The organism is bacterium, assembly GCA_035691305.1.
Taxonomy (GTDB): domain Bacteria; phylum Sysuimicrobiota; class Sysuimicrobiia; order Sysuimicrobiales; family Segetimicrobiaceae; genus DASSJF01.
This window is the reverse complement of the sequence record DASSJF010000014.1, coordinates 39732-57357: the sequence shown is the minus strand read 5'-3', so window position 1 is coordinate 57357 and position 17626 is coordinate 39732. Positions and strand designations below refer to the sequence as shown.

Here is a 17626-nt window from a genome sequence, read left to right as displayed (position 1 = left end):
GGCGGCGTGTCCGCGGCACCGGCTCCCGCCGGGGCGGCCGCGACGCGTTCAGCGGGGGATCAGCTTCAGCCGCTGACCGCGCTGCGCCGGACGATCGCCGAGCGGATGGCCCGCAGCAAGCGCGAGATTCCTCACGCCTACGGCGTGGTCGAAGTCGATATGACCGTCCTGGTGCGCCACCGCGAAACGCACAAGGCGGTCTGGCGCACGCGCGAAGGCGTCAACATCACGCTCACCGCGTTCATCGTGCGGGCGGTCAGCCGGGCGCTGCGCGACGTGCCGGTCGTGAACTCCACGTTTACGCCCGACGGCGTGCTGTGCAGGCACGCGATCAACATCGGCGTCGGCGTCGCGATTCCCGAGGGGCTCATCGTCCCGGTGATCAAGGACGCCGATCAGAAGAGCGTCGCCGGCCTCGGACGCGACCTCGAAACGCTGTCGATGCGGGCGCGGGCGGGCAAATTGACGCTGGAGGACGTCTCGGGCGGGACGTTCACGATCACGAATCCGGGCGTCTTCGGGTCTATCTTCTCGATGCCGGTGATCAACTACCCGCAGGCGGCGATTCTCTCCACCGACGCGGTCGTCCGGCGTCCGATGGTCCTCGGCGAGGGTATCGCCATCCGCGAGATGATGCACCTCGGCCTGGGGTTCGATCACCGGGCGTTCGACGGGGCGGCGGCGATGCAGTTCCTCAACCACATCAAGCGGCAGCTCGAGTCGTTCTCGCCCACCGGCGACTCTACGGAGTTCTGAGACGGTGGTGGAACCGATGGATGCCGACAGCACAGCCCCGCAGGCGCCCACCGGCGGTCGGGGCGGGGCCCGCCTCGCGAACGCGCGGCGTCCCGAGTGGCTCAAAGTCCGGCTGCCGGCCGGTCCGAACTTCCGCGACCTGGTCGGTGTCATGCGTACGCAGGCGCTGCACACCGTCTGCGAGGAGGCGCGCTGTCCGAACATCGGCGACTGTTGGGAGCGGCGGACGGCGACGTTTCTCATTCTCGGCAACGTGTGCACGCGCCACTGCGCCTACTGCGCGATCGCGCACGGCCTCCCGACCGAGCTGGACGCGGGGGAGCCGGAGCGCGTCGCGTCGGCGGTCGAGGCAATGGGCCTCCGCCACGTCGTCGTCACCTCGGTGGACCGCGACGACCTGCGCGACGGCGGAGCGGAGATGTTCGCGCGGACGATCCGGCTCGTGCGGGAGCGCGTGCCCCGCTGCTCGGTCGAGGTGCTGATTCCCGACTTCAAAGGCGACCCCGCGGCGCTCGACACGGTCCTCGACGCGGCGCCGGACATCCTGAACCACAATATCGAGACGGTGGCGCGCCTCTTCCCGGCCGTCCGGAGCGGCGGCCGCTACGGGCGGTCGCTCGAACTGCTGCGGCGCGCGAAGGCGCGGGCGGGGCGGTGGCTCACGAAGAGCGGCATGATGGTCGGGCTGGGCGAGTCGCCGGATGAGGTCGTGCGGACGATGCGGGACCTCCGGGGCGTCGGGTGCGACATCCTCACCATCGGCCAGTATCTGAGGCCCGGCACGGATTACGTGCCGATCGAGCGCTACTACTGTCCGGACGAGTTCGCGGCGTTCAAACGGGAAGGCTTGGCGATGGGCTTCCGGCACGTCGAGTCGGGGCCGCTCGTGCGCAGCAGCTACCACGCGGACGAGCAGGCGGTCTCCGCCGCGGCCCCGTAAGGCCGGTGAACGGAGCGCTTCGACCTTACGCGGTCGCGCCGGCCTTCTGCTTGTGGACGTCCTGGCTGCTGCTGTGGCCCGGGAAGACGCTCGCCTTCGGGTTGATGTACTGCGCGCAGTTGTTGACGGCGGTGGCCGCCTCGCCGAAGCCCGTCGCGATCAGCTTGACCTTGCCGGGATAGACGACGATGTCGCCCGCCGCGTAGACGCCCGCAAGGTTCGTCTCCATCTTGCTGTTCACACGGATACTGTCGCGCTCGAGCTCGAGGCCCCAGTCGGCGATCGGTCCGAGCGTGCTGAGGAACCCGAGGGACGCGATGACCGCGTCGACCTCGATCGTCTCCTCCGCGTTCGTCTTGTTCTGGAAGATGACGGCGCGCTCGATCTTGTCCTTGCCCTCGAGCCGGCGCAGCTCGTAGAAGAGCTTGACGTTCACCGGTGAGTGGAGCAGTTTCTGCACGGAATCTTCGTGCGCCCGGAACCCGTCGCGGCGGTGAATCAGGGTCACCGACCGGGCGACGCCGACGAGCCCGTTCGCCCAGTCCACCGCGGAGTCGCCCCCGCCGGTGATGAGGACACGCTTTCCGGCGAACTCCTTGAAGCTCTTCACGAAGTAGTACAGCCCCCGGCCCTCGAACGAGTCGATCAGCGGATTCTTGAACGTCTTCGGGTGGAACGCGCCGATCCCGGCCGTGATCAACAGCACCTTGCTCGCGTGCGTGGCTTTGTTCGTCGTGAGGCGCAGGGTGTTGTCGGCCGCGCGTTCGAGCTTGTCCACGGTCTCGCCGGCGCAGACGGTCGGATTGTACTGGCTTGCCTGCTCGACGAGGTTGTCGACCAGCTCCCGGCCGACGATCTTCGGAAACCCGGCGACGTCGTAGATCGGCTTCTCGGGATACAGCGCGGTGACCTGACCGCCGAGGGCGTCGAGGCTCTCGACGATCTTGGTGCGGAGGGTTCGAAATCCTGCGTAGTAGGCGCCGTACAGGCCGACCGGGCCGCCGCCGATGATCGTGACGTCGAAGAGATCAACCTCGGGACTCATGCGCTGCACACCTCATTTTGTCGGTCTCGGGCCTCCCGAACCACCGCGCCATTATAGCACCGGGACTTAGCACCGCCATCGGTTCGAGGCCGCACGCGGATCGAGTCTCCGCCCGACGTGCGGGCGCCGGAAGGAATCAGCGAGACGCGGCGTTTAGACCCGGTGATCAGGCTCCGCGGCAGGCAACCGACGCGTTCATCCTCTCATTAAGAGAACGCGCCGGGGGGCGGTCGGGTTTTCTTGACAGGCCCCCCGGGACGGCCTATCGTAAACGGATGTACCCGAAGTTTGGAGGGATCGCATCGTGGCGACCAAGGTGAGGGAAGCGCAGGCTCCGCTCCTCAGCGACACCCAAATGGAGCGCTATGGCCGGCAGATCATCCTCGAGGAGATGGGCCTCGAGGGCCAGGCAAAGCTGCTGCGGTCGAAAGTTCTGATCGTCGGCGCGGGTGGTCTCGGGTCCCCGGTGGCGCTCTACCTCGCAGCCGCGGGCGTCGGCACGCTGGGGATCGTCGACGGCGACCGCGTCGACCTGAGCAACCTGCACCGGCAGATTCTCCATCCGACCCAGGCGCTCGGGCAGCCGAAGACCGACTCGGCCCGGCGGACCCTGGGCGGCGTCAATCCGGACGTCACCGTGGTGCCGTACCAGGCGGTGCTGACGAGCGTCAACGCGCTCGACATCATTCGCGAGTACGACGTCGTCGTCAACGGCAGCGACAACTTCCCGACGCGCTACCTTGTCAACGACGCGTGCGTCCTGCTCGGCAAGCCGCTCGTCGACGCGAGCATCTTGAAGTGGGAGGGGCAGGCGACCACTTTCGTGCCCGGTCACGGCTGCTACCGCTGCCTGTTCCCGACACCGCCCCCGCCCGGGATGGTGCCGAGCTGCGCGGAGGGCGGCATCCTGGGCGCCCTGTGTGGCCACGTAGGGTCGCGGCAGGCGCTCGAGGTATTGAAGCTGCTCCTCGGCGTCGGCGAGACCCTCTCCAACCGCCTGCTGATCTTCGACGCCCTCGAGGGCGAAACACGGGTCGTGCGCTGGAGCCGCAATCCCGAGTGCCCCGTCTGCGGCGACCGGCCGACGATCAGGGCGTTGATCGACTACGAGCAGTTCTGCGGCATGCCGTCGCACGACCGCGCCGCGGCGAAGCCGATTCCCGAGATTACGCCGGTCGAGGCGAAGGCGCTGCTCGACCGCGGCGGTGTCCAGCTGATCGACGTCCGGGAGCCGTGGGAATACGCGGACGCGCACATCCACGGCGGCCATTTGATCCCACTCGGCCAGGTGCCGGAGCGGCTGGCGGAGATCGATCCCGCCGCGCCCGCGATCATCTACTGCCGGTCCGGCGGCCGCAGCGGGAAGGCCGTCGGCCTGCTGCGGGACCGCGGCTACGAGAAGGCCGTCAACCTGAAGGGCGGCATTCTGGCCTGGATCAACGCGCAGCTGCCGACGGAGTAAGGCGGGACAGCGTAGACGAAGCAATGGGGCCGGCCCGCTCGGGCCGGCCCTTTTGTCTTGCGGACTCGATCCCCGCCGGCCGATGGGCGGAAGGTCAGCGTCGAGAGCCCGCGCGCCGCAGTGCGAGCGCGACACACGCTTGTGCCGCGAGCCCGGCGGCGGCCGCGATCAGCGTCCGTTACGGCAGCGGTCGATCAGCGCCTGTGACTCGGCAGCGGTTCCCGCTCGCCGGCCGCCGCCGGGCTGAGCGCGCGCGCGGCCGCGTCGGCGATGCCGTCCGCGGTCAGGCCGGCTTCCGCGAGAATATCCTGGCGTTTGCCGTGCGTGAGAAACCGCGCGGGGATTCCGAGATCGCGCAACGGCGTTCCGACGGCGGCATCGCGCAGCGCCTGCGCCACCGCGGAGCCCGCACCGCCCGCGCGGACGTTGTCCTCGATCGTGATCACGAGCCGGTGGTCCGCGGCGAGCTGCGGGATCTCCGCGGGCACCGGCTTCACCCAACGCGGATCGACGACCGTCGCGCCGATGCTCCGCGCCGCGAGCCGCTCCGCCGCCGCGACCGCAGCGCCCGCCATCGCGCCGACCGGCACGAGCAGCACGTCGCGGGCGCCCGCCCGGTAGAGCACCTCGACCCGGCCGGCGCGATCCACCGCCGCGAGATCGGGTGGAACGGCGCCCTTCGGAAAGCGCACGACGGTGGGACCGTCCCGGACGGCGACCGCCTCGCGCAGGAGTTCGCGCAGCCGAGTTCCGTCGCGCGGCGCGGCGAGCCGGAGCCCCGGCACCGCCTGGAGGAACGAGAGATCCCACACCCCGTTGTGGCTCGCGCCGTCGTCGCCGGTCACGCCGGCGCGGTCGAGCACGAACGTGACCCCGCAGCGGTGAAGCGCGACGTCGAGCAGCAGCTGGTCGAGCGCGCGGTTCAGGAACGTGGCGTACACGGCGACGACCGGATGCATCCCGCCGAGCGCGAGGCCCGCCGCCGACGTCACGGCGTGCTGCTCGGCGATGCCCACGTCGAAGGCGCGCCCCGGAAACGCTTCCGCAAACGCGTCCAGGCCCGTCGAGTGCAGCATCGCGGCCGTGACCGCGACCACGTCCCGCCGCTCCCGGCCGATCGCGACCATCTCGTCGCGGAAGATCGATGTCCACGTCGTGGCCGGGGACGCGACCGGGCGGCCGGTCGCCGAGTCGAACGGCCCGGGCCCGTGGAGGTTGTCCACGTGATCGGTCTCCGCGGGCGCGTAGCCGTACCCTTTGCGCGTCAGACAGTGCACGATCACCGGCCGTTCGACTCGCACGGCCTGCCGCAGCGCGCGCTCCACCGCGCCGACGTCGTGCCCGTCGACGGGGCCGATGTACTTCAGGCCCAGATCCTCGAAGAGCATCTGCGGCACGAGCGCTTCCTTGAGGCCCTTCTTCACCGCCATGATCGCGCGGTACATCGCGCGCCCCACGACGGGCGTCTGATCGAGGGCGGTTTTCGCCGCCGCGAGCGCCTGCTCGTAGCGCGGGTTCGTGCGGATGTCGTTGAGGTGCTGGGCCAGGCCCCCGACGGTCGTCGAGTACGAGCGGCCGTTGTCGTTGACGACGATGATGACAGGCCGCTGCCCGCCGGCGAGATTGTTCAGCGCCTCCCAGGCCATGCCGCCGGTGAGCGCGCCGTCGCCAACGACCGCGACGATACGCCGGTCGCGCTCGCCCCGCAGTTCGTACGCCTTCGCGAGGCCGTCGGCGTACGAGAGCGCGGTCGAGGCGTGGGAGTTTTCGATGATGTCGTGGTCCGACTCGTCGCGCGACGGATAACCGGAGAGGCCCCCCCGCTGGCGCAGCCGTTCGAAGCCCGCCCGCCGTCCCGTGAGCAGCTTGTGCACGTACGCCTGGTGTCCGGTATCAAAGAGGATGCGGTCGCGCGGGGAATCGAACACGCGGTGGAGGGCGATGGTGAGTTCCACGACGCCCAGGTTGGGGCCAAGATGGCCCCCGGTTCGGGAGATCGTCTCCACCAGCAGCGCGCGGATCTCGGCGGCGAGCTCTCGCAGCTGCGCGGGCGTGAGCCGGCGCAGGTCCCGGGGGCCGCGGATGCCGTCGAGCACGGTCATAGGATCAGAGCAGAGGCTCCATCATCGCCCGCACGTCGGCCGACGGCGCCACCGGCACGATCTCCATCTCGATGAGGTCGCTCCACCCGGCGACCCACTGCTGGAGCGCCCGGGCGTCGTCGCACTCCATCAGCTGCCAGCACCGGTCGAAATTCGCTTCGATCCAGGACCCCACGTATCTGAGACCGTCCGGCATGCGGCGGCCTTCGTCCCGCAGCCGGCGGTAAATGGGCTTTGGATCGCGGCCCTTGAAGCGCTCGACCACCATGAACAGCATGCGCTCTCCGCCGGCGGACCGGCTCCGCCGGACTCGCCGGCCACGATGAAATCGAAGCGGGCCGCGCGCCTTACGGACGCTCCGCTCCCATGCCGGCACGTGGATACGACGCGTCTGCGGCCGAGTGTAGCACTCGCGGGTTAGCGCGGCAAGGTTTTCACATTTCGCACTCTCGGGCGTCTGGCGGGTCGCCGTTTGGTGCAGATAGATCCCGTCCGCGTCTTGCAGCCGCCGCTCTCGATGTGCACCTGCACGAATGGCCTGGGCGGCCGGGGGTGAATATGGGTCTCGTGTCCCGCGTGGACCACCTTTCGGTTCACGCAACGCCTTCCTCCGCGACGCCGTCCGTTCGGAGCCGCGGTCGACATGGTCTGACCGGTGCCGTGTTGGCCGTTCAGGCCCGGCTGAAGGGTCTTTTGAAACCGCTTGTGTTTCGAGACGAGGTGGTCGCCCGAACGGTGCGCTTCGGTATCGGACGCGGCCTTGTATTCCACCTGAACCGGAGGCACGAGTTGCAGAAGGAACTCGGCCTCTGGGAAGTCGAGGCTCAGGCGGTCTATGCGCGATGCGTGGGCCCCGGGAGCACGGTGTATGACGTAGGCGCCGCCGACGGTGACTCTGCGCTTCTCCTGGCGCGCCTCGCGGCACCAGGGGAGGTCGTCGCGTTCGAACCCGACGCCGGCTTGCGGGCGCGTCTTATGGAGAATGCGAGGCTGAACCCGACGGTCCCAAATCCGCGCGTCGTCCCGGCATTTGTAGGAGCGCGTGCCGGTAACGGCACAACGACGCTTGATGCGGTTGCCGCCGCCGGCTCGGTGCCGCCGCCCAAGTTTATCAAGATCGACGTCGATGGCGGGGAACTGGCCGTACTCGAGGGCGCACGCCGGCTGCTGAGAGACTACCGGCCGGCCGTGTTCGTCGAGGTCCACGGTCTCGATCGAGAGCGCGCCTGCCGGGAGTTTCTTGCCGCGCGCGGCTACGCGGTTCAAGTCATTCCAAACGCGTGGTGGCGCGCTATCTATCCCGAGCATCGGTTGCCGGTCGTGCACAACCGGTGGCTTCTCGCCGTTCCGGGCGTTTCGCGCAACAAGGTAGCGTGAGTGGGACGGCTGCCGCGACGCCTCGGCGTGAGCACGCGGAAGCCCCGAATGGGTCCCGCACTCGTTTGACAAACCAGACCGGCCGCCCGTACAATAATCCAGATCAGGTGGCCAGAGACTCGCCGCCTCGGGAGGGACGTATCTTCATGATCACGCTCACCGACCGCGCCGTCACGAAGGTCAAGGAGTTGCTGGCCGAGCAAAGCGACCCGAAGCTCTGCCTTCGCGTATTCATCACCCAGGGCGGATGCGACGGCTACTCGTACGGCATGACGTTCGACGAGGCGCAGGACGTGGAGGACCAGATTTTCGAGCGCGGCGGGGTCAAAGTGCTCGTAGACAGAGCGAGCTCGCGCCTCCTCGAGGGCTCCGAGATCGACTACGTGACTTCCGTGACGGCCCAGGGATTCGCGATCCGCAACCCCAACGCCGTGTCGACCTGCGGCTGCGGCCACTCGTTCCATACGCGCGAGGAGGCAGGCGCACCCCAAGAATGCGGCGAGGAGACGGAGGCGAAGGCCTGATGGACCAGACCGCGGGCGCGGTGACCGATCTCGCGCTCAACGCGCGCGTGCAGGACGTGCTCGACCAGATCCGGCCGCACGTCCAGGCGGACGGCGGCGATATCGAGCTCGTCGACATCGTGAACGGCGTGGTCCAGATCCGCCTCGCCGGGTCCTGCGTCGGCTGCATGTATTCGATGATGACGCTGCAGGCCGGCGTCGAGCGCATGCTCAAGGAGCGCGTGCCGGAGATCAAGGCGGTCGAAGCCGTACCGCTCTAGGCACCGCGAGTACCGGAGAGGAACCCTGAGCCTCTCGTGGAACGCGACGGGAGGCTCTTTGCTTTGCGACGGCGGCGCATGCCGCCGTCTATAGCGCCCTGCGGGCGCCGGAACGGGCACCGACGACGTACGACGTACGGACGCGCGAGGTCCCGGGTGCGGTTCGACTATACTGAGGAACAGCGGCTGATTCACCGGACGGTTCGCGAGTTCGCGGCGCGCGAGCTGCGCCCGCACGCGCGGCGCTGGGACGCCGAGAACACCTTTCCGCTCGCCATCGTGCCCAAACTCGCGTCGCTCGGACTCTGGGGCATGACGGCGCCGGCCGACCACGGCGGCTCAGGCATCGACGCGGTCGGGATGGCGCTCGCGATCGAGGCGGTCGCCTGGGGCGACGGCGGGATCGCGCTCAGCGTTGCGGCCCACAACTCGCTCTGCGCCGGCCACATCGCGCGGTTCGGGTCGCCGGAGCAGCGGCGCGCGTACCTGCCGCGGCTGGCGTCGGGCGAGATGCTCGGAGCGTGGTGCCTGACCGAGCCGGCGTCGGGGACCGACGCGGCGGCGCTCGCGACCCGTGCCGAACGCCGCGGCGGCCGCTGGGTCCTCAACGGGACGAAGGCCTTCGTGACGCAGGGCAGTATCGGCGGCGTCTACGTCGTGATGGCCCGGACCGGCATCCCCCCGTCGGGGACCAGCCGGGGGGATGCGCCGGCGTCGGCGGCGGAACGGCGCGGCATTGCCGCGTTCATCGTGGAGGGCGGCACGCCCGGGCTGCGCGTCGGCAAGCACGAAGACAAGCTCGGCATGCGGTCGAGCGACACGGCCGAGGTCGTGTTCGAGGACTGCGCCGTCCCGGACGGGCAGCTGATCGGCGAGCCGGGACGGGGCTACGAGCAGGCGCTGCAGGTGCTCGACGGGGGCCGCATCGGTATCGGGGCACTAGCCCTCGGGCTGGGGCGCGCGGCGCTCGACGCCTCGCTGGAGTACGCGCGGAGCCGGCGGGCCTTCGGCCGGCCGATCGGCGATTTCCAGGCTGTTCAATGGATGATCGCCGACATGGCGTCGGAGCTCGACGCCGCGGAGCTGCTGGTGATGGATGCCGCTTCGCGGGCCGGCCGCGGCGAGCCGTACGGGCAGGCCGCGTCGATGGCGAAACTCTACGCGTCGGAGGCGGCGGCCCGCGCCGCCAACCGCGCGGTGCAGATCCACGGCGGCTACGGATTCATCAAGGACTATCCGGTCGAGCGGATCTACCGCGACGTCAAATTGTGCGAGATCGGCGAGGGCACGTCCGAAGTGCAGCGGATGATCATCGCGCGCCACGCGCTCGCCTAAGGCGCGCGCCGCAGGCCGGACGATCACGGGGTGGGGGTGCACCGAGTGAAGACGACGGTGGTCGGCAGTTATCCGAAGATTCCAGATCCGCCGGCGCCCGGCCGCTGGCGGTCCAGCGTGGAGAAGCTACAGCGCGGCGAGATCACCGGGGAGGACCTCCACAAGGTCGAAGACGACGTGACCGCCGAGGTGCTGCGCGAGCAGGCCGACGCCGGGGTCGAACTTCTCACCGACGGGCAGATCCGCTGGGAGGACGGCTTCACGTATTTCGCCCGCGGTCTGCACGGCTTCACGGTCAACGGCCTGCAGCGCTACTTCGACACCAACGTCTACTATCGCCAGCCGGTCGCGACGGCCGAAGTGTCGTGGCGGGCGCCGATCACGGTGGCCGACTATCAGTTCGCCGCGTCGCACAGCACCCGGCCCGTGAAGCCCGTCGTCACCGGGCCGTTCACGCTCGCGGTGTTGAGCAAGGACGAGTTCTACGGAAACCTCGACCAGTTCGTCATGGCGCTGGCGTCGGCGCTCAACCAGGAACTGCGCGCGCTCGCCGCCGCGGGCGCGGCCGTGATCCAGGTCGACGAGCCGGGGCTGCTGACGCGGCGGGACCGGTTCCCGCTGTTCCGTCGGGCGTCGAACGCGCTGTGGGATGGGATTACGGCGACCCGCGCCCTCTACACCTACTTCGGCCATCTCGACGGGCTCTATCCGGCGATCCTGGACCTCCCGGTCGACATCATCGGCGTCGACTTGGTCGCCGGTCCGCGCAACTGGGAGATTTTGCGCCGCGCGCGGTTCACGAAGGCTCTGGGGGCCGGGCTGCTCGACGCCCGCAACACCCGGCTTGAGTCGCCGGAGGAGATCGCCGCGCAGACTCGCAAGGCCGCGGAGATCGCCCCCGCGGAGACACTGCAGGTCGGACCGAGCGCCGGGCTCGAGTTTCTGCCGCGGCGCGTCGCCAGGAAGAAGCTCGAGACCCTGGTATCCGGAGTTCGTCTCGCCAACGGAGGTGCCGCATGACCCCGTCCGCCGCGCCCACGGCCGTCGCGACGCTCCTGCCGACGACGACCGTCGGGAGCTTCCCGAAGCCCCCGTATCTCCTCGAGGCGCGCCGGAAGGTCGCGCGCAAGCAGATGCCGGCGGCGGAGCTCGCCACGCTCGAGCGCCGCGCCACCGAGGAGTGGATCCGCCGCCAGGAGGAGCTCGACATCGACATCCTGGTCGACGGCGAGATGTACCGCGGCGACATGGTCGCGTTCTTCGCCGACCAGATGGACGGCTTCGAGATCGCCGGGCTCGTGCGATCGTACGGCAACCGCTACTACCCGAAGCCGGTCGTCGTCCGGCCGGTGGGCCGGCGCGGGCCGCTTACGGTGGACTGGTACAAGTTCTCGCAGGGGCTCACGGCGCGGCCCGTCAAGGGCATGCTGACCGGGCCGTACACGATCGCGGAGTGGTCGTTCAACGAGTACTACCCGTCGCGGCGGGAGCTCGTGATGGAGCTGGCCCGGGCGATCCACGACGAGGCGGTCGACCTGGAGCGGGCAGGCGCACGCTACATCCAGATCGACGAGCCGGCGATCCACACGCGCCCGGACGAGGACTTCGACCTCGCCGTGGAAGCGATGGAGGTCGTGACGAGCGGCCTCAAAACGTACACGATCACCCACGTCTGCTACGGCGACGTGCCGAAGATCTATCCGGCGATGCTGCGCCTCGCCGTCAACCAGATCGACCTCGCGCTCAAGAACGAGGACTTCGCGCTGCTCGAGACGTTCCGCTCGCCGCGCTTTACCAAGGACATCGGGCTCGGCGTGCTCGACGCGCACAGCCATCGTGCGGAGACGCCGGAGGAGGTCGTCGACGGCATCCGCCGGACGCTCGACGTGATCCCGGCCAAGCAGATCCAGGTGTCGCCCGACTGCGGGCTCAAGACCCGCACGATCGACGAGACGACGGCGAAGCTCGCGTCGATGGTCGAGGGCACCAAGCGCGTCCGGAAGGAGCTCGGCGCATAGCTCCGCCCGTCCCGCCGCTCGTCATCGTCGTCGAGGCGCACCGCCTGCTGCGCGCCTCGCGAGAGCACGTGTTTGCGTTTCTGGCGCACCCGGAACACCTGCCCCGGTACGGCGGGCCGCTGTGGCTGTCCGGCGATCTCGAGGACCGGCGAGGCGCCGATGCCCGCGCATCCCGCGGACCAGTCCCCGCCGGGGGGGAGCCGCTGATCACGCTGCGGGGTTATTTCGCGGGCCTGCCGGTCGAGGCGGTGGTCCGCACGGCGGCCCGCGCGCCGCACAGTCTCGAGATCACGCAGGTGCGCGGGACGCTGCGGGGGTTTTCCCAGTGGTTCAAGATCGAGACCGACGAGGACGGCGCAGTGCTCACCTGCCGGGTTGAAGCCGATCCCGGTATTCCGATGCTCTCGGACGAGGCGGCGAAGCATTTCCTCATCCAGTACGTCGAGCGGATGCTGGACCGGCTGCGCCTCGCCGCCGAGCGGCGCGCGCCGTCGCGGCGCCCGCGGCCCGCGGCGAAAGAGGCCGCCACTCCCGGTGATGCGGACGCCGAGGCCGCGGATGCCGCGGCCGAGGATGCGATCGCGTCGGCAGACGCCGCGAGGGACGATCGCGCGGCCGCCGAGGCGGGGGCCGGCGGCGCGGCAGTCGATGGGCGGGCCGCCGTTGAACCCGCGGCGAACACCGGACCGGCCCCGCGGCGGCCGCGGCGTCCGTTTCCCCAGCGAAGACCGCGTCCGCAGCGATTCTCGGCGTCACAGCGTCCGGCGGGGGCGCCGCAATCGCCGGAGACGGGTGGCCCGCCGCACGATGCCGCGACGGGCGATTCGCATGCGCAGACGCCGGCCGGAGACGCGTCTGGCCAGGGGCCGCGCCGCAGACGTCGGCGGCGGCGTCGCGGGCGGGGCAGCGCCGGAGGCGGCTCTGCCGGTGGGCCCGCGTCGGGTCCGGCCGACGATTCCTGACATCTCATCCCCATCCGGTCAATGGTCTTATTGACAAGGCCGTTGTCCCGACACTATTCTGGTTCTAGGCTGAGAATTGTTCTCACCGGTCCGGTCGGTGCGCCCCGACGCGCAGCAACCCCGGCCGCCGTTCCCGTGCTTGGGAAGAGCGAGAGCGTGCGCCGGGAAGCAGGCGCGCGGTGCGGCATGGGCGCGGGCGCCCGGTGAGACGGTAGAAACACGAGGAGGCACGGAATGGCGACGCGGTCCATCGCGGTGACGCGCGAGCAGGTGCTCGAAGCGCTCCGCGACGTCATGGATCCGGAGCTCCATAAGAGCATCGTCGAGCTCGACATGGTGAAGGACGTCCAGATTCGCGGCGGCGCGGTCAAGGTCGACGCGCTGCTGACGATCAGCGGGTGTCCGCTCCGCGAGACGATCACCGATTCGATCCGCGACAAGGTCCGGGCTCTGCCCGGCGTGGACAGCGTCGACGTCCAGCTGGGCGTGATGACCCAGGAGCAGCGCCAGGCCCTCATCGGCCGGCTGCGGCCGGGACCGCAGAAGCAGTCGCCGCTCTTGTCCCCGACCTCCACGACGCGCATTCTCACGATCGCGAGCGGCAAGGGCGGGGTGGGCAAGTCCACGGTCACGACCAACCTGGCCGTCGCGCTTGCGCGGCGCGGGCGCAAGGTGGGCATCGTCGACGCGGACGTCTACGGGTTCAGCGTCCCGAGGATGCTCGGCATCAACGGCAAGCCGACCATCATCGACCAGATGATCATCCCGCTCGAGCGCTTCGGCGTGCGCGTGATGTCGATCGGCTTCATGGTCGACGAGAACGAAGCCGTGATGTGGCGCGGGCCGATGCTGCACAAGGCGATCACGACGTTCCTCGGCGAGGTGTACTGGGGCGACGTCGAGGATCTGCTGATCGACCTGCCGCCCGGGACGGGCGACGTCTCGCTGACGATCGCGCAGACGTTGCCGCGGGCCGAGATGCTGATCGTCACCACGCCGCAGGAGACCGCGACCGGCGTGGCCTACCGCGCCGGGCGGATGGCGGAAAAGGTCAACACCCCCGTGGTCGGCGTGGTCGAGAACATGTCGTACTTTCTGCCGGCGCCGGGCGCCGAGCCCGTCTACATCTTCGGGCGCGGCGGCGGCGAACGGCTGGCGGGCCTCGTGCACGCGCCGCTGCTCGGCCAGATCCCGCTCGACCCCGCGATCCGCGAGGCCGGGGACCGGGGGCAGCCGGTGACCGCCGCCGCGCCGGACGCCGCGTCGGCGCGTGTCTTCTACGAGATCGCCGACGCGCTGCTCAAGGCCGAATGAACGGCGGCGCGAAGACGGAATCCACCGCGGGGCCGACCCCCGCGCAGGTCAACACCGAGATCGAGCAGCACGTCCGGCCCCAGACGTTTCCGCTGGCGATCCGGATGCTGCGCGCCGGCGAGGCGCTGCCGGACAAGGTCCGCACCCCGTCGGAGATGGGCATCAAGGTCGCGATCTGCCAGACGTTTTCGATCGCCCGCCGCTACGGCTGGGCGCTCGCCGTCGGCCGCGACGATCTCAGTTGTCCGCTTGCGAAGACGGCGTTCGGGTTCGAGCCGGTGCTCCCGTACTATGCCGAGGGGAACCTGGCGTGCGGCATGTACGTGGGAACGCCGGAAGCCGCCGTGAGGACCGAGGCCGAGGTGCCGAAGTTTACGCTCGGCGAGTACGACCGGATCCTGGTGGCGCCGCTCGGCCGCGCCACCTTCGAGCCGGCCGTCGGCCTCATGTACGGCAACTCGGCGCAGGTGATGCGGCTTGTCGCCGCCGCGCTGTACCGGCGGGGCGGCCGGCTGCGCAGCAGCTTCTCCGCGCGGCTCGACTGCGCGGACGCGGTGATCGAGACGATGCAGAGCGGAGAGCCGCAGGTCATCCTGCCCTGCTACGGCGACCGTGTTTTCGGCCAGACGGAGGACCACGAGATGGCGTTCGCGTTTCCGTGGGCCCTCGCGGGCGAACTGGTCGAGGGCCTGCGGGGGACGCAGCGCGGCGGCGTCCGGTATCCGATTCCGGCGTACCTGCGTTATACCGGCGAGTTTCCCGAGAAGTATCGCCGGCTCGAGGCGATGTGGCAGGAGGAAGAAGAGCGAAAGTGAGCGGGCGGACCGTCCCGGGCCGTTCCATGAGGGCGGAGTTTTCGGGGCGGGACGCCCAACCTTCAACGGGGGTGAAGCGGCGTGGCTAAGCTCGTCAACGATCTATCGATCCGACTCGCAGGAGAGGCCGGCCAGGGCGTGGAGTCCGGCGGCGCCGGGTTCGCGCAGGCCCTCAGCCACGGGGGGCTCTGGCTGCATACCTATCCCGAGTACATGTCCCGCATTCGCGGCGGGTTGAACTTCTTCCAGATCCGCGTCTCCGAGCGCCCGCTTTGGAGCCACCACGAGGGCGTCCAGGTGCTGCTGGCCTTCAGCCCGGAGGCGATCACCGACTACGGGGAGCACGTCGTGCAGGGCGGCGCGCTGGTCTTCGACGAGGGCCTCAAGGTCGACACGGCCGCGGCGGTCCGGCGCGGCGCGCAGCTGTTCAGCCTGCCGCTCTCCAAGATCGCCCAAGAGCTCGGCGGCAACAAGATCATGGCCAACACCTGCGGGCTCGGGGCGCTCGCCGGCATCGTGGAGTATCCGTTCGAGTTCATCGCCGACGTCATCACGAGGAATTTCAAGCGCAAGGGCGACGCGGTGGTCGAGGGCAACCTCAAAGTCGCGCGGGAAGGCTACCGGATCGCGACCGAGCGCTACGCCAAGTCGTTTGACTGGAAGGTCAGCCCGCTCACGGACCGGTCCGACCGGATGCTGATCAACGGCAACCAGGCGCTCGCGGTCGGCGCGATCGCCGCGGGGTGCCGGTTCATGTCGGGGTATCCGATGACGCCGGCCAGTTCGGTCCTCGAGTTCATGGCCGCGCACGCCAAGAAATACGACATCGTGATCAAGCAGACCGAAGACGAGATCGCGGCGATCTGCTTCGCGATCGGCGCCGGCAACGTCGGCGCGCGGTCGATGACCGCGACGAGCGGCGGCGGCTTCGCGCTGATGGCGGAGGCGCTCGGCCTCGCCGGCATGGCGGAGGTGCCGGTCGTGATCATCGAGGCGCAGCGGCCGGGGCCGTCGACCGGCATGCCGACCAAGACGGAGCAGGGCGACCTGCTGTTCGCGCTCTTCGCGAGCCAGGGCGAGTTCCCGCGGATCGTTCTGGCGCCCGGGACTCAGGAGGAGTGTTTCGACGCGTCCGTCCGGGCGTTCAACCTGGCCGAGAAGTGGCAGTGTCCCGTGATCGTGATGACGGAGTTCTATCTGACCAACACGATGCGGACGCTTGCCCCGTCGGAGTTTCCGATCGAGAAGGTCGCGATCGACCGTGGCGAGCTGCTGACGCCGGCGCAGCTGGACAAGCTCGCGGGGCCGTACCTGCGCTACATGGACACGCCGAGCGGCGTGTCGCCTCGGGCGTTCGCGGGGCACCCCAAGGCCGTGCAGCAGGCGTGCAGCGACGAGCACGACGAGTACGGCCATTTCGAGGACGAGGACGCCGCGAACCGCCTGAAGATGGCCGGCAAGCGCATGCGCAAGTTCCACAACATCGCGGAAGACCTCAAGGCCCCGGCGCTCTACGGGCCCGAGCGCGCGGAGATCACGCTGATGGGCTGGGGGGCGACCTACGGCGCGACGCGCGAGGCGGTCGACCTGCTCAACGCCAAGGGCCGCCGCGCCAACCTGCTGCACTTCAGCGACATCTGGCCCTTCCCGGAGAAGAAGGCGGCGCCGCTGATCGAGGCGGCGCGGCAGCTGGTCGCGGTGGAGGGCAACCAGACCGGCCAGTTCGCGCAGCTCATCAGGGCGATGACCGGCCGGAAGGCCGACAAGATGATCCTGCGGTGGGACGGCCGCCCGCTGTCCGCCGAGTACATTCTGGCGCAGCTCGAGGAGGCCAAGGTCCATGCTTGATCAGAAGCTCTACAACAACGCCATCAAGGTGACGTGGTGCCCCGGCTGCGGGGACTACGGCATCCTCAACGCGGTCAAGAGTGCGCTCGCGCAGCTGGAGATTCGTCCCAACGAGGTCATGTTCTACTCGGGCATCGGCTGCGGCAGCAAGCTGCCGGATTACCTGAACGCCAACGCGTTCACGACCATCCACGGCCGGTCGCTGCCGATCGCGATGGGCGCCAAGCTCGCCAACCACGACCTGCACGTGATCTGCGTGACCGGCGACGGCGACGGTTACGGTATCGGCGGCAACCACTTCATGAACGTGCTGCGCCGCAACTCCGACATCGTCCACATCGCCGAAAACAACATGGTCTACGGCCTGACGAAGGGCCAGTACGCGCCGACGAGCCCCCGCGGCTTCCAGACGAGCACCACGCCGGAGGGCAGCATCGAGGTCGCGTTCAACCCGCTGTCGACGGCGATCAACGGCGGGGCAACCTTCGTGGCGCGCGGCTTCTCCGGCGATCCGAAGCACCTCGCGAAACTGATCATGGCGGCGATCCACCACAAGGGCTACGCGCTCGTCGACGTGCTGCAGCCCTGCGTCATCTACAACAAGATCAACACCTACGATTTTTACCGCGAGCGTGTGTACAAGCTCGACGAGGCCGGCCACGACCCGACGGACCGCACCGCCGCCTGGCACAAGGCGCACGAATGGGGCGACAAGATCCCGATCGGCATCTTCTACCAGGTCCAGGGCGAGCCGACGTACGAGGACCAGGTCAGCGAGCTGAAGGTTGGTCCGGTCGCGAAGCGCACGCTCGCGCCGCTCACGTCGGCTCAGGCGGACGCGCTGCGGCGGGAATTCTTTTAGCGGACG

Annotated in this window: 17 protein-coding genes; 14 read left to right on the top strand and 3 right to left on the bottom strand. The window is 69.3% G+C overall.

What is annotated here, in order from left to right; translation table 11 throughout:
- Together VFL28_02900 and lipA are read left to right on the top strand one after the other, a co-directional pair.
- Positions 1 to 756: dihydrolipoamide acetyltransferase family protein (locus tag VFL28_02900; GenBank protein HET7263591.1), on the top strand; the 756-nt coding region annotated here is incomplete at its 5' end.
- A gap of 4 nt (positions 757 to 760) precedes the next feature.
- Complete coding sequence (gene lipA, locus VFL28_02895) at positions 761 to 1696, top strand: lipoyl synthase (GenBank protein HET7263590.1); 936 nt, start codon at positions 761 to 763, stop codon at positions 1694 to 1696.
- A gap of 25 nt (positions 1697 to 1721) precedes the next feature.
- Here the strand turns inward: lipA and VFL28_02890 are convergent, their stop codons facing one another.
- Positions 1722 to 2741, bottom strand: coding sequence for an NAD(P)/FAD-dependent oxidoreductase (locus tag VFL28_02890; GenBank protein HET7263589.1), 1020 nt, complete (start codon positions 2739 to 2741; stop codon positions 1722 to 1724).
- Positions 2742 to 3045: 304 nt separating this feature from the next.
- Here VFL28_02890 and moeB point away from each other — a divergent pair, with 304 nt between their 5' ends.
- Positions 3046 to 4203, top strand: a complete 1158-nt coding sequence (gene moeB, locus VFL28_02885; protein HET7263588.1) for a molybdopterin-synthase adenylyltransferase MoeB — start codon at positions 3046 to 3048, stop codon at positions 4201 to 4203.
- Between the two features lie 194 nt (positions 4204 to 4397).
- Here moeB and dxs read toward each other — a convergent pair whose 3' ends face one another.
- The gene (dxs, locus tag VFL28_02880) at positions 4398 to 6305 is read right to left on the bottom strand and encodes a 1-deoxy-D-xylulose-5-phosphate synthase (protein ID HET7263587.1); all 1908 of its coding nucleotides are present in this window, start codon (positions 6303 to 6305) and stop codon (positions 4398 to 4400) included.
- 4 nt (positions 6306 to 6309) lie between these two features.
- Positions 6310 to 6582, bottom strand: a complete 273-nt coding sequence (locus VFL28_02875) for a DUF3303 family protein (protein ID HET7263586.1) — start codon at positions 6580 to 6582, stop codon at positions 6310 to 6312.
- Positions 6583 to 6872: 290 nt separating this feature from the next.
- On the opposite strand from VFL28_02875, the gene VFL28_02870 reads away from it, so the two are divergent.
- The 11 genes from VFL28_02870 to VFL28_02820 all read left to right on the top strand — a co-directional run bounded on the left by VFL28_02870 (position 6873) and on the right by VFL28_02820 (position 17620).
- Positions 6873 to 7682 carry an FkbM family methyltransferase gene (locus VFL28_02870; protein HET7263585.1) on the top strand — a complete coding sequence of 270 codons (810 nt, stop codon included), beginning with the start codon at positions 6873 to 6875 and terminating at the stop codon, positions 7680 to 7682.
- 146 nt (positions 7683 to 7828) lie between these two features.
- Positions 7829 to 8206, top strand: coding sequence for an iron-sulfur cluster insertion protein ErpA (erpA, locus tag VFL28_02865; protein HET7263584.1), 378 nt, complete (start codon positions 7829 to 7831; stop codon positions 8204 to 8206).
- Positions 8206 to 8466: a NifU family protein gene (locus VFL28_02860; protein ID HET7263583.1), complete on the top strand. Its 261-nt coding sequence runs from the start codon at positions 8206 to 8208 to the stop codon at positions 8464 to 8466. Before erpA ends, VFL28_02860 begins: the two co-directional genes overlap by 1 nt.
- Before the next feature lie 156 nt (positions 8467 to 8622).
- Positions 8623 to 9801, top strand: a complete 1179-nt coding sequence (locus VFL28_02855) for an acyl-CoA dehydrogenase family protein (GenBank protein ID HET7263582.1) — start codon at positions 8623 to 8625, stop codon at positions 9799 to 9801.
- Between the two features lie 30 nt (positions 9802 to 9831).
- Positions 9832 to 10821: a methylcobamide--CoM methyltransferase gene (locus tag VFL28_02850; GenBank protein HET7263581.1), complete on the top strand. Its 990-nt coding sequence runs from the start codon at positions 9832 to 9834 to the stop codon at positions 10819 to 10821.
- Positions 10818 to 11819 carry a methionine synthase gene (locus VFL28_02845; protein HET7263580.1) on the top strand — a complete coding sequence of 334 codons (1002 nt, stop codon included), beginning with the start codon at positions 10818 to 10820 and terminating at the stop codon, positions 11817 to 11819. Before VFL28_02850 ends, VFL28_02845 begins: the two co-directional genes overlap by 4 nt.
- Positions 11820 to 11887: 68 nt before the next feature.
- Positions 11888 to 12781 (top strand): hypothetical protein, encoded by an 894-nt coding sequence (locus VFL28_02840; protein HET7263579.1) that lies wholly within the window; start codon positions 11888 to 11890, stop codon positions 12779 to 12781.
- Between the two features lie 234 nt (positions 12782 to 13015).
- Complete coding sequence (locus VFL28_02835; protein HET7263578.1) at positions 13016 to 14095, top strand: Mrp/NBP35 family ATP-binding protein; 1080 nt, start codon at positions 13016 to 13018, stop codon at positions 14093 to 14095.
- Complete coding sequence (locus tag VFL28_02830; protein ID HET7263577.1) at positions 14092 to 14910, top strand: DUF169 domain-containing protein; 819 nt, start codon at positions 14092 to 14094, stop codon at positions 14908 to 14910. Before VFL28_02835 ends, VFL28_02830 begins: the two co-directional genes overlap by 4 nt.
- 81 nt (positions 14911 to 14991) lie before the next feature.
- Positions 14992 to 16758 carry a 2-oxoacid:acceptor oxidoreductase subunit alpha gene (locus tag VFL28_02825; protein HET7263576.1) on the top strand — a complete coding sequence of 589 codons (1767 nt, stop codon included), beginning with the start codon at positions 14992 to 14994 and terminating at the stop codon, positions 16756 to 16758.
- Positions 16751 to 17620: a 2-oxoacid:ferredoxin oxidoreductase subunit beta gene (locus VFL28_02820; protein ID HET7263575.1), complete on the top strand. Its 870-nt coding sequence runs from the start codon at positions 16751 to 16753 to the stop codon at positions 17618 to 17620. The genes VFL28_02825 and VFL28_02820 overlap by 8 nt, the downstream gene beginning before the upstream one ends.
- Positions 17621 to 17626: the final 6 nt, after the last annotated feature.

What these genes read in the sequence shown, in the direction of transcription:
- erpA (HET7263584.1), top strand. Translation starts at nt 7,829, where the DNA reads ATGATCACGCTCACCGACCGCGCCGTCACGAAGGTCAAGGAGTTGCTG.
- VFL28_02890 (HET7263589.1), bottom strand. Translation starts at nt 2,741, where the DNA reads ATGAGTCCCGAGGTTGATCTCTTCGACGTCACGATCATCGGCGGCGGC.
- VFL28_02820 (HET7263575.1), top strand. Translation starts at nt 16,751, where the DNA reads ATGCTTGATCAGAAGCTCTACAACAACGCCATCAAGGTGACGTGGTGC.
- VFL28_02835 (HET7263578.1), top strand. Translation starts at nt 13,016, where the DNA reads ATGGCGACGCGGTCCATCGCGGTGACGCGCGAGCAGGTGCTCGAAGCG.
- VFL28_02845 (HET7263580.1), top strand. Translation starts at nt 10,818, where the DNA reads ATGACCCCGTCCGCCGCGCCCACGGCCGTCGCGACGCTCCTGCCGACG.
- dxs (HET7263587.1), bottom strand. Translation starts at nt 6,305, where the DNA reads ATGACCGTGCTCGACGGCATCCGCGGCCCCCGGGACCTGCGCCGGCTC.
- VFL28_02875 (HET7263586.1), bottom strand. Translation starts at nt 6,582, where the DNA reads ATGCTGTTCATGGTGGTCGAGCGCTTCAAGGGCCGCGATCCAAAGCCC.
- VFL28_02830 (HET7263577.1), top strand. Translation starts at nt 14,092, where the DNA reads ATGAACGGCGGCGCGAAGACGGAATCCACCGCGGGGCCGACCCCCGCG.
- VFL28_02860 (HET7263583.1), top strand. Translation starts at nt 8,206, where the DNA reads ATGGACCAGACCGCGGGCGCGGTGACCGATCTCGCGCTCAACGCGCGC.